A 10,607-nucleotide genomic window follows, 5' to 3' on the forward strand; every position below is an offset into this window, starting at 1 on the left:
AGTTTAACCTCTCTTTACGAAGGGATACCTCCTCAGAACGCCTCTCAAGAACCTATCCCTGACTTTCAGAAAAACCTCGTTCCCCTCCCTTCTTTCCTCAAGATCAACGAAGCAGAGGGCTATCCCCTTCCCGAGCGTCGGTGAAAAGGTCCCGCTCGATACTTTTCCTACGACCTTACCTTCTCTTAATATATCGTAACCCTCCCTCGGAACGCCTCTCTCTATCATCTCAAGACCGAAGAGCTTCCTCTTTATCTCCTTAGAGAGCATAGCCTCCTTTCCTAAGAAGTCCTTCGAAAGCTCCACGAACCTGTCCAAGTTAGCCTCTAAGGGAGTTATATCCTCCGAGATCTCATGTCCGTAGAGTGGAAATCCCGCCTCTATTCTGAGAACGTCCCTCGCTCCCAGCCCGCAGGGCTTTGCCTTCTTCACAAGTTCCTCAAAGAGATCTGTCCCCTCTTCAACAGGAGCGTAGATCTCAAAGCCGTCCACCCCCGTGTATCCCGTTCTAGAGACGATCGTGTCTCCAAAGGTTTTGAAGTGGTAATATTTGAGATCTTCTATATCGAAGTAATCCTTGAGAATCTCCTCGCTCTTAGGTCCCTGGAGGGCTATCTGGATAGTGGAGTCGGAGACGTCTTTAACAGGTACGTATCCTTCAAGCCAGTTTTTAATCTTTTCTTTATTGGCAGCGTTGGTGCAGATGAAGAACTCTTCCTCCGAGAGCATGTATATCGTGACGTCGTCCTTCACCCCTCCTCTTTCGTTGGTAAAGAGATTGTACTGAACCCTTCCGGGGTAAAGCTTCTTGAGGTTGTTGGTGGTAAGTCTTTGAAGCACGCCTAAGGCGTCCTTTCCAGAAACAATCAGCCTTCCCATGTGGGATATGTCGAACACTCCCGCCGAGCTCCTTACAGCCCTTGCCTCTTCTATAATACCGGTGTATTGAAGGGGCATTTCCCAGCCGTGAAAGTCGATAAACCTTGACTTTAAATTTTTATGAATCTCGTATAGAGGTGTTCTCATGATCCTTTCTTGGAAGGTCTCCGAGCACCCGGTAAAGCAGTTCCCTTATCTCCCCCATCTCCCCCTCAAGCCTGTCGAACCTTCTGTTCATGCTGTCTTCCAAGCGATCAACCCGGTTATTCAGATCATCTATTCTCTTTTCAACGCTACCTACCCCCTTGTTTATCAAGAACATGAATATTCCCATGAACCCGGCAACACCGAAGATTATCGTTATGACCTGTCCCCATTCCATGGTATTAATATAACTCCGTTACGATGAGGAAAGCGGACATACCGAAGGTGATAGAGATCCTTAAGGAGAACTACGAGAAGTGGGAGGCTCCTGTTGTAACCCTCGTGGCACAGCACACCCACAATCCCTTCAAGGTTCTGGTCTGTGCCCTTTTATCCACAAGGACACGGGATGAAACAACAGCAAAGGTCTGTAAAAGGTTCTTTGAAAGGATCAAGTGTCCCGAAGACCTACTCGAAGTTCCCCTGGATGAGCTCGAAAGGCTCATTTATCCCGTTGGATTCTACAGGAATAAGGCTAAGCAACTGAAGGAGCTCGCGAGGATACTCGTAGAGAACTACGGAGGCAAGGTCCCCGATAGAAGAGAAGAGCTCCTGAAACTTCCCGGCGTTGGGAGGAAGGTTGCCAACCTCGTCCTCGCTGACGGATACGGAATACCTGCGATATGTGTGGATACCCACGTCCACAGGATAACGAACCGTTGGTGTCTTATAAAGACGAAAACGCCAGAGCAAACGGAGAAAGAGCTTACGAAGGTTCTGCCGAAGGAGTACTGGATAGTTATAAACAGACTTCTCGTAGCCTTTGGTCAGAGGATATGCACTCCCCAGAAACCGAAGTGTGAGATCTGTCCGATAGAAAAGTTCTGCGACAAGTGTTTTTAGCTCTGCTCTCCGCCTATCTCAAAATCCTCAGGTCTTATGTTTTCAAGCCACTCCTTGAGCTGTCTCTTTTCCTCGTCCTCCTCTGGTTCGGGAACCCTCGACTTTTCGAGAACCTCTTCCGCCACAAATATAGGCGCTCCAAACCTCAGAGCTAAGTTTATTGCATCACTCGGTCTTGAATCTATTATTAGGGTGTTGTTTCCTTGGACTATATGTATCTCCGCGTAGTAGGTGCTGTCCTTGAGATCGTTTATTACTATTCTATCTACCACCCCACCCATCTCGGTAATCACGTTCTGAAGGAGTTCGTAGGTCATAGGTCTCGGAGGCTCCACGTCCTGAAGCTTCATAGCTATTCCGTTCGCCTCGAAGGCTCCTATCCATATAGGGAGTATCGTCTCCTCGTCCTCCTTAGCTTTGAGAACCACGATCGGCATCTGGGAGACCGGATCGAGCGTCACGCCGTGAACCACCATCTCTATCATCTCACCACCTCCAGAAGCTCACACTCAAGGTTGAATGGTGTTGCCCTCCTGACCTTAACCTTAACAATCTTTCCTACCAGTTCCTTCCCTCCCGTGAGCGTTGCCCACTTGTTGGTTGTCGTTCTACCTATAACGGTTCTGTCACTCCTCTCCTCCTCGACCAGAACCTCCTGCACGGTGCCTTCGTATCTTTTTGAAAGTTTCGACATTATAGCCTTCTGAAGCTCCAAGAGCCTGCTCATCCTTTCGGTCTTCACTTCGTCGGGAACCTGTCCCTCCATTTCGGCTGCGGGCGTTCCGGGTCTCGGAGAGAACTTGAAGGAGAAGATCTGCTCGAACTCCACCCGCCTGACCACATCGAGGGTGTGTTCAAAGTCCTCATCCGTCTCCGTAGGGAATCCCACTATTATGTCCGTAGATAGGGCTATGCCGGGTATCTTCTCTTTAAGCCTTTCTATCCTCTCAAGATAGAACTCCTTGGTATACTTCCTGTCCATAAGTTCAAGGATCCTGTTGGAACCTGCCTGAAAGGGAAGATGCAAAGCGTTGCACACCTGTGGTATATCCGCCATAGCCTCTATTGTGTCGTCGGTCAGGTCTATCGGATGTCCTGTGGTAAACCTTATCCTCTCGACACCTTCTATCTTCGAAACCTGATAGAGGAGTTCGGAGAAAGGTATAGGCTTTTCAAGATCCTTTCCCCAGGCGGTCACGTTCTGCCCGAGCAGGTGTACCTCCCTGACTCCATCGTCCACAAGCCTCCTTACCTCTTCGAGAATGCTCTCTAAGGATCTTGACCTCTCCCTTCCCCTCGTTCTCGGGACCACACAGTAGGTGCAGTTCTTATCGCATCCCTTTATAACCGTTACGTAGGCACAGTAAGGGTTATCCCTCTCTACGGGAAACTCCCAGACCCTATCCTCGTCCTCAGGAGGCTCTTCGAGGATCGCTATCGCCTTGTAGCCCGCCTGAGCCTGATTTATGAGCTCAGGAAGTTGATGCATGTTAAAGGAAGAAAACATTATGTCTACAACAGGAGCCTTCTGAACGAGCTCCCAGCCTGCCCTCTGGGCGAGACAGCCTGAAACCGCTATCAAGGCGCTGGGATTTTTTTCCTTTACCTTCTTATACTCTCCTATGTGGGAGAGAACCTTCTGATCCGGCTTCTCCCTGATGGTACAGGTATTTAAAAGTATCAGATCCGCCTCCTCCCAGTTGTCGGTCGGTTCGTATCCGAGGGTGCGCAGTATCCCCCTTATCCTTTCCGAGTCGTTGAAGTTCATCTGGCAACCGAAAGTCTTTATAAAGTATTTCTTTCCCATAGTATATAATTTTGTGGCGTCATAGGAACTTAGGCAAGTTTAATTCGGGAGGACAATCCTCACTTTGAAGAGATCCTCAAGATCATAGTAATCAATCCTAAGGTTTATCAGGGAGGCGAGCTCCTTCGTAATGTCCAACCCCATGCCTGAACCCACCAGATCCATGAGATCCGATTTCTCCACACTATTCTCTATCCAGATATCTCCCGCATCACAGTACACATGTACGGTTGAATCCTGCGGAGAAAACTTTATGGCGTTGTGCAGGAGGTTATACAGAATTCTCTTGAAAATGAACTCGTCCGTTTTAACCTTAAGATTGCAACCCTTTACTTCTATCGCCACTTTTTTGAACTTGGATGTCAAATATAACTCTGAAACAACGTCTTCTATAACATCGCTTAAAACAAATTCCCTCTCTCTAACCTCTCTGCCTGGCAGTTCCAGGTCGAGCAAGTATCTTGTTAGAAGATCAAGGTTGTCCACCAGCAGGGTTATGTCTTTGTCAAAATTTAATTCCCTGCTCTCCACAAAGCTCTTTAGAGCAGATACCTTGTTAGCAAGTTCGTGGACTAGAGCCCTCCTGATGTCTCCGGCCTTGCTCATCTTCACTACTTATCGGCAAAAGAGACAAACACTTCAAAGCTGTGCAGTACAAAGCCGTCTACACCTTTGCAGGAAAGTAATTTTAACCTCTTAGCCTTTTCCATAGGAAGAGTGAGCCTATCACCTCTGACTTTATACCTACCAACCAGCCTAAGTCCCTCCCTTTCGACCTTATAAATATTGTGGATCTCGTCTTTCTGTCTGTGGAGTTCAAAACCAACATAGAGTTTCTTTCCCCATCTTTTACTTAACTCTATCTCCTCACGAGACAAACGTAGAGCTTCTTCTATACTGCTCCTGTACGCCATGACCACAACCTCGTCTGCATGCTCAAATACATAGTCCAAGAGTGGCCTTCCCGCAAGTGTATATTTGTCGAACCAGAAAGGTATGACCACAGATAGCTTCACGTTACCCAGGTCGTTTCTGAGACTTTTCAGCATGTTTACATATTCCCTTATATATAGTTCCCTACGGACGTTGAAATCCGGGTTCAGGTATGGTTCAACATCTATCTGAATACCACTTGCTTCCAAGCTTTCCAATATACTCTTATTTAAATTGATCCTCGTATCCCTTCCACCGTCGAGCAAATAAACTTCGAGACCCAAGGACTTCAATCTCTCAACATGTTCCTTGCTCAACCTGTCGCTCACCTGCAAATAGACCCTTCTGACATTCCATCTCTTAACAACACTTAGGAAGGTTTTCCAGTTACCTTCTATATCTTCATACTTCCAGACCCAGAGGGAGATATGAGGAGTTCCTCTGTAACATCTGACACCGATTTTCTGGATTCTGCCTTCTTCCTTACCTTTCAACGGATTCTCTGAATAATAGGAAATACTTATCCTGCTACCTGTCTGTACAATATCTATGTAGTTTATTCCCTCGAGCTTAGATGTTTTAGAGGCACAACCTATAATAAGAATGAAGAGTACGGTCAGAAGTATCACTTCACTACTCCCAAAAGTCTTTCTGCAACTATCCCTACCCTGTGCCTCCCAAGATAGCAGTGTATGTATATCTTTTTTCCCTGATGCTTTTCTATTAGCTCTTTTATACGAGATAGCTTTTTCAGGTTCTCCTTAGATCCAAGATCTATGAAAGATAGAGGGACGTTGTAGAAGTTAACCTCATACCTTTGTAAGATCTCCTTCTCCTTTTCAATTAGGCTTTTCTCAAAGGGTATGGAGGGGTTCAGGAGGGAGATGAAGACCTCAACCTTACTTACACGGACGAGCTTGTCTATGTCCTTTTCCCTCGGATAGGGTCCCACAATTATGTTTTCTGTAATATACCGAGCTTCACCTTGGATTAATCTTAAAGGAAAGAGGTAGGGCTCTACGTAGCTGAAGTAAACGGAACCCAAGGAGAACAGGTAGCCGATCAAAACCAGTATGAAGATAGCCCTAATTACCTTAGTGAGCACCGACTAGCCTCCTGACGATACGAGTTCTCACCCTGCCGAGATAGCTGTGGAAGTATATTCCCTCTCTCCTGTGTCTTTTCAGAATCTTAGAGAGCTTCTCTACCGAGTTCTCAGTCTCCATGAAGGGTTTAAACTGAACGAAGTAAACCCTGAAACCCTTTCTCTTCAGGAAGGATCTTTCTCTTTCTACAATTGCTCCCTCGTGAAACATATCTCTATCTAACATAATAACAACTACCCTTATCCTGCGCTCTTTTAGAAACTCAATTAGTTTCTCCTCCCTCATATAACCGCCCACCCATACGTTGTCTTTGAGTCTGACCGGCTTAGCTTTTGCCCATTGGAGGGGTAATAGATACCTCTCATACTTAGGAAAGTCTATCAGCGATAGGACGAAAGAGGTAAAGCTGAACATAAGAACGAGAAAGAAAAACATCCTGAGAGAGTTCTCGTAAAGTTTAAGAGCCAACCTCACCAACCTTAGCTTCCTCCATGGCTTTTCTTTTAGGCTTTCCCCAAGCCCTGTACCAGAACTGGAAGGTCGCAACGAACCTCTCCATAACTATAATCTGCCGGTAACCGAAGATATCCAAAAGGCTAAAGAACATGAGTTTTACGATATCTTTCAGGGAGCCGTACCTTTTATAGAGTAAGTTGTCGAGGAGAATGGATCCCACACTTATGAGGACGCTCCAAGCGAAGGCTATTAAGAAAAAGAGGAGGGCAAACTCCCTGCTGAGCATTCCGAAAAGGTAAAAGAGCACAACCCCCAAGTATCCTAAGAACTCTACAAAGGGACCGAGGGCTTCAACGAAAACGAAGTAAGGGTATCCCAAAAGTCCAACCCATCCGTACTTGGGATTAAAGAACATCTTTTTGCTATACCATAGGCTGTCTATGAGTCCCCTGTGCCACCTGTTCCTCTGTTTGAGGAGGGAACTTAAATCAGAAGGAACCTGTGTCCAACATATAGGGTCAGGTATGAAGACTATCCTGTAGGGGATCTTTTTCTCTATAAAGTGTTTGTGGAGCCTTACCACAAGATCCATGTCCTCACCTACGGTATGCCGATACCCGCCCACCTCCAAAACAGCGTCTTTACGGAATATACCGAAAGCTCCGGAGATTATCAGCAGGCTATTGAAGATGTTCCAAGCGGTTCTTCCTATAAGGAAGCCTCTCGTATACTCTATCACCTGGAATATCTCAACCCACTTTTTGGGAGCTCTTATCCTTACCACCCTTCCGTCCTTGATCTCACACCCGTTCAGAGCTCTTACGGTTCCCCCCGTAGCTATAACTCTTTTATCCTCTACAAACAACCTTGAAGCTCTCAAAAGAGCCTGTTCCTCTAAGATAGAATCGGCGTCTATACAGCAGAAGAAGGGGTAGGTACATACGTTTATACCGCAGTTCAGAGCGTCCGCCTTCCCTCCGTTCTCCTTATCCACAACTAACAGGTTGGGGTAGTCGAGCGAAACGTATATATCCTTTATTGGCTTGTGTTTTAGAACTATCCGTACGGGTTTATCAATCCTAACGAGCCTGAAACTCTCCTTAAGCCTTTCTAAGGTTCCGTCGGTAGATCCATCGTTCACAACTACTATCTCGAACTCAGGATAGTGCAACCTTAGGAGGGAAGCTACGCTTGAAACGATAGTTTCTTCCTCGTTGTAAGCGGGAACTATTATGGAAATAGGTCTGTAGAGGACGTTGGAAAGCATCATCTCCAACTTCTCTCGACTTGCGAGGATCATATGTCTGTATATATGAAATAGAGATATGACTATAAATAATGTGTAGAGTCCGTTTACTGCGGTGAAATAGCTTAGTATGAAGAGCTGGAAACCCAAGAGAAAGTAAGCCATGGTTTTAAGCATGCCCGACGACCTCCAACTCTTGGAGGAGGTATCTGGCAGTATCCCTTACGAACCTATCTTCCGCTTCCAGAAGCTCTTCAAGGACAGATTTCGCCTTTGACCTAAAGAAAACGAGCGCCTTGCCTGCATTTATTCTAACGTAGTAGTTTTCGTCTCCCAATCTCTTGATGAGCAGATCGCCCACAACATCCCACGAGCAAAGATGGGCAAACTTACAGATCACCGCTCTGACTCTCCAGTCGGGATGCTCCACGTTTTCCTTAAAAATCTTGCAGAAACCTTCGTAACCTATCAAACCGAACGCCCTTATACAGCTTATCCTCGTAAGAACATCCTCTTTGAGTTCCCTATAGACCTCGAGGACAAAATCTATGCCTTTAAACAACCTCTTGTTTCCTAAGGCTTCAACGAAGGCTCGTATCATAAATTTATCTTTCCTTTTTAAAAACCTCTCCCTGACGAATTTAAGTAGATCTCCAAAATCATCCCTGTTGAAGAAGCTCTCTATGATGTTAAACCATAAGAACTCAGCGAACTTGAAGCTCACGTTTTTGAAGTAGCCGAGTTTTGAAAAGAGAAAGTCCAACTCGCCCAGATCCTCAACCAAGAGCGAGTAAGCAAAGAGAAGCCTCTCGACCACCCACTCCCTATCCTCCTTCTCTATAACTTCCTTCAACTTGTCCTTTATCTCATACACTCCCAAGTAAGCGAGTTTCTCGTAAGATACAACCCTCCTGTGAATTACAAGACTTCTCGTCTGCCTTAGATAATACTCTACGATGCTGTATCTTTTCGCGAGCTCCTTCACCTTATCCTTTACCTCGCCCTTGAATTTCTTTACAACTTCTATACACACGTCTCCGAAAGCCTCCTTTTCCACCGCACCCCTCGGCGGATCTATCTCTTCTCCGTAAAAGACGAACATGGTTATCTGATCCGTATATTTCTCATAGGCTCTCCTGTATCTTTTTTCCTTCAGATCCACGTAAGCCCTGTGAACCACGGTGATCACAAAGAGAAGTATGTCGAGGCTCAAAAGAAAAAGGAATACCTTCCATAGGATCTCCTTAAGTAAAACAGGATCTACTACCTGTATCCTCTGAAGGATATCCCCTAAATCACCACCAAAACCTTCCATAGCCCTCTAATCCGTACCTCCTGTAAAGCCCTTCTCTGTTCTCCAGGTATAAACCTCCTCCCAAACCAAACCTTTTCCGTATCCTCAACTCACCTCCGAGGGATAGGGAGTAAGTGGAGTATCTAACGAAGTCCTCCCCCGCCTGCAACCTTTCGGAGGAAGTTCCAAAGGAAAAGGAAGCAAATAATCTGTTCGTTCCGTTGTCCCACGTCAGTCTGTTGAGCAAAGTGTAGGTGCTTCTCTCCACGTTAAAGTAAAGATTAAGCGTGTGATAAAGGCTGTTAGGTAAGTAGATGGTGGCGGAAGGTATTATTAGGAGAACCCTTGAGGTGGAGAACCTCATAAACCTGAAACTGCTTCCCACCTCGGCTCTCCTCAAGCTTCTAAAAACACCTCCTCCCAAGCTATATTCGGGAAGGAAGTCCGCCTCTGGAGAGAGATCTCCCGACAGATACCCCCAGTATCCTCTTCCTATTCTCCGGTAGAACTCCAAAGCGAACTGGGAGTTTTCCTTGTTGAACCTGTTCACAAGTCTGAAAGTTCCCACGAGGGATCCACCCAATATCCCGGAAAACTTAGTGTTTACAAACACTTCTCTGTCCCTATACTTCCTCCTTTCGTACCAGAAGTATCTAAGACCTAACCTGACATAGTTCCCCTTGAGGTTTTTTTTTACGGAGATCTCATAGAGCCTCTCTATATCCTTATCCTCAGGATACATCTGTCTCAGTTCCGAGAAGACCCTCGAAGCCTCTTCCCTTCTGTTCATTTTCAGATAAAGGGTGCCGAGCTTCATACCGATAGTGTAGTTCTTTTCCTCCTTGTAAAGCTCCTCCAATATCTTTATAGCCTCGTCCAACTTCCCTTCCTTTTCGAGCCTATCCACCTCCTCCATTATCTTCTTTATCTCGACCCTCCTCCTCTCGTCAGCCAGAGTTGGTTCGAACTTCTCCAGTTCTTTATAAATCTTGAGGGACTCTTCATACCTACCCTGCCAGAACAGAACCCGCGCCAGTTGGAGCTTTACCTCCCTGCTATCCGGATAGAGCTCTGCCAACTCCCTATATATCTCCTCTGCCTTTTCCAGTTTTCCTTTCTTGATAAAAATTCGGGCGAGCCTCATTCCTACTTCGTAGGTGTAAACCTTCTTCCTCTTCGGTTTATAGCTCGGTATTAGTATCCTCTCCGGCAGGAAGGCGCACCTTCTTGAGAAGGCGTCCCTGAATATATCCTTAGCCCTTCTCTCCAGTTTCTTCGCATTCCTTATATCTCTAAAGAACCCTGCCCTCAGAACGTAGTAATTGCCTATTTTTTCAATCCGCACGTCCGGAAAGGTGCTTACCCTCTTTATAAGCCTCTTTACATGGTTCAGGTTTTTTGAACTCACGAGTTGCACACAGTAATAAGTTTCGGCGGAAAAGGAGAGGGACACTATAAAAAGAAGTAAGAGCTTAATCTTCATAGGCGTATTTCTCCAATTTTCTGATTAAATAGTTGATGCTGAAAGGTTTTATCACATAATCTACCGCACCCATCTCGTAGGCTTTTTCTATGTTAAAGTCCTGAGACAGAACACTTATCACTATAACGGGGGTTCTGTTGCCTGAATTCTTAAGCTCCTTCAAGGCTTCAAATCCGGACTTGCCAGGCATGTTTATATCTAGGAGAATTACGTCCGGTTTATACTCCTCCACTTCCTTAACGATATCGTTGGCGTTGTCTATCCAACGAGCTTCATGTCCCCGATTTCTTATGGCGGTTTCAAGCATCTTTCCTATAACCCTCTCATCGTCAACGACGAGAACTCTCACCATAAGG

Annotated in this window: 13 protein-coding genes; 1 reads left to right on the plus strand and 12 read right to left on the minus strand. The window is 45.9% G+C overall.

The window, feature by feature from the left end; all coding sequences use genetic code 11:
* Positions 1-3: 3 nt before the first annotated feature.
* The gene (gene gcvT / locus ACZ483_RS03000) at positions 4-1,026 is read right to left on the minus strand and encodes a glycine cleavage system aminomethyltransferase GcvT (protein WP_464324695.1); all 1,023 of its coding nucleotides are present in this window, start codon (positions 1,024-1,026) and stop codon (positions 4-6) included.
* Positions 998-1,261, minus strand: a complete 264-nt coding sequence (locus ACZ483_RS03005; RefSeq protein ID WP_464324696.1) for a hypothetical protein — start codon at positions 1,259-1,261, stop codon at positions 998-1,000. The genes gcvT and ACZ483_RS03005 overlap by 29 nt, the downstream gene beginning before the upstream one ends.
* A 23-nt stretch (positions 1,262-1,284) precedes the next feature.
* On the opposite strand from ACZ483_RS03005, the gene nth reads away from it, so the two are divergent.
* Positions 1,285-1,926, plus strand: coding sequence for an endonuclease III (gene nth / locus ACZ483_RS03010; protein ID WP_464324697.1), 642 nt, complete (start codon positions 1,285-1,287; stop codon positions 1,924-1,926).
* Here the strand turns inward: nth and ACZ483_RS03015 are convergent.
* The 10 genes from ACZ483_RS03015 to ACZ483_RS03060 are packed head-to-tail and all read right to left on the minus strand — an operon-like array spanning position 1,923 to position 10,603.
* Complete coding sequence (locus tag ACZ483_RS03015; RefSeq protein WP_464324698.1) at positions 1,923-2,411, minus strand: bifunctional nuclease family protein; 489 nt, start codon at positions 2,409-2,411, stop codon at positions 1,923-1,925. The two genes, nth and ACZ483_RS03015, sit on opposite strands and share 4 nt — an antisense overlap.
* Positions 2,408-3,733: a tRNA (N6-isopentenyl adenosine(37)-C2)-methylthiotransferase MiaB gene (gene miaB / locus ACZ483_RS03020; RefSeq protein WP_464324699.1), complete on the minus strand. Its 1,326-nt coding sequence runs from the start codon at positions 3,731-3,733 to the stop codon at positions 2,408-2,410. Before miaB ends, ACZ483_RS03015 begins: the two co-directional genes overlap by 4 nt.
* Before the next feature lie 39 nt (positions 3,734-3,772).
* The gene (locus tag ACZ483_RS03025; RefSeq protein WP_464324700.1) at positions 3,773-4,339 is read right to left on the minus strand and encodes a sensor histidine kinase; all 567 of its coding nucleotides are present in this window, start codon (positions 4,337-4,339) and stop codon (positions 3,773-3,775) included.
* A 5-nt stretch (positions 4,340-4,344) separates the two neighbouring features.
* Positions 4,345-5,295 carry a hypothetical protein gene (locus ACZ483_RS03030; RefSeq protein WP_464324701.1) on the minus strand — a complete coding sequence of 317 codons (951 nt, stop codon included), beginning with the start codon at positions 5,293-5,295 and terminating at the stop codon, positions 4,345-4,347.
* Positions 5,292-5,771, minus strand: a complete 480-nt coding sequence (locus ACZ483_RS03035; protein WP_464324702.1) for a protein-tyrosine phosphatase family protein — start codon at positions 5,769-5,771, stop codon at positions 5,292-5,294. Before ACZ483_RS03035 ends, ACZ483_RS03030 begins: the two co-directional genes overlap by 4 nt.
* A complete protein-coding gene (locus ACZ483_RS03040; protein ID WP_464324703.1) occupies positions 5,761-6,246 on the minus strand; it encodes a hypothetical protein in 486 nt (161 codons plus the stop codon). The genes ACZ483_RS03035 and ACZ483_RS03040 overlap by 11 nt, the downstream gene beginning before the upstream one ends.
* Positions 6,230-7,651 (minus strand): glycosyltransferase family 2 protein, encoded by a 1,422-nt coding sequence (locus ACZ483_RS03045; protein ID WP_464324704.1) that lies wholly within the window; start codon positions 7,649-7,651, stop codon positions 6,230-6,232. The genes ACZ483_RS03040 and ACZ483_RS03045 overlap by 17 nt, the downstream gene beginning before the upstream one ends.
* Entirely contained in the window at positions 7,644-8,789 is a 1,146-nt protein-coding gene (locus ACZ483_RS03050; RefSeq protein WP_464324705.1) for a HEAT repeat domain-containing protein, read from the minus strand. Before ACZ483_RS03050 ends, ACZ483_RS03045 begins: the two co-directional genes overlap by 8 nt.
* Positions 8,770-10,251, minus strand: coding sequence for a YaiO family outer membrane beta-barrel protein (locus ACZ483_RS03055; protein WP_464324706.1), 1,482 nt, complete (start codon positions 10,249-10,251; stop codon positions 8,770-8,772). The genes ACZ483_RS03050 and ACZ483_RS03055 overlap by 20 nt, the downstream gene beginning before the upstream one ends.
* Entirely contained in the window at positions 10,241-10,603 is a 363-nt protein-coding gene (locus ACZ483_RS03060) for a response regulator transcription factor (RefSeq protein ID WP_464324707.1), read from the minus strand. The genes ACZ483_RS03055 and ACZ483_RS03060 overlap by 11 nt, the downstream gene beginning before the upstream one ends.
* Positions 10,604-10,607: the final 4 nt, after the last annotated feature.

The organism is Hydrogenivirga okinawensis (genome assembly GCF_055385515.1).

What these genes read in the sequence shown, in the direction of transcription:
- ACZ483_RS03050 (WP_464324705.1), bottom strand. Translation starts at nt 8,789, where the DNA reads ATGGAAGGTTTTGGTGGTGATTTAGGGGATATCCTTCAGAGGATACAG.
- ACZ483_RS03055 (WP_464324706.1), bottom strand. Translation starts at nt 10,251, where the DNA reads ATGAAGATTAAGCTCTTACTTCTTTTTATAGTGTCCCTCTCCTTTTCC.
- ACZ483_RS03045 (WP_464324704.1), bottom strand. Translation starts at nt 7,651, where the DNA reads ATGCTTAAAACCATGGCTTACTTTCTCTTGGGTTTCCAGCTCTTCATA.
- ACZ483_RS03005 (WP_464324696.1), bottom strand. Translation starts at nt 1,261, where the DNA reads ATGGAATGGGGACAGGTCATAACGATAATCTTCGGTGTTGCCGGGTTC.
- ACZ483_RS03025 (WP_464324700.1), bottom strand. Translation starts at nt 4,339, where the DNA reads ATGAGCAAGGCCGGAGACATCAGGAGGGCTCTAGTCCACGAACTTGCT.
- gcvT (WP_464324695.1), bottom strand. Translation starts at nt 1,026, where the DNA reads ATGAGAACACCTCTATACGAGATTCATAAAAATTTAAAGTCAAGGTTT.
- nth (WP_464324697.1), top strand. Translation starts at nt 1,285, where the DNA reads ATGAGGAAAGCGGACATACCGAAGGTGATAGAGATCCTTAAGGAGAAC.
- ACZ483_RS03015 (WP_464324698.1), bottom strand. Translation starts at nt 2,411, where the DNA reads ATGATAGAGATGGTGGTTCACGGCGTGACGCTCGATCCGGTCTCCCAG.
- ACZ483_RS03060 (WP_464324707.1), bottom strand. Translation starts at nt 10,603, where the DNA reads ATGGTGAGAGTTCTCGTCGTTGACGATGAGAGGGTTATAGGAAAGATG.
- miaB (WP_464324699.1), bottom strand. Translation starts at nt 3,733, where the DNA reads ATGGGAAAGAAATACTTTATAAAGACTTTCGGTTGCCAGATGAACTTC.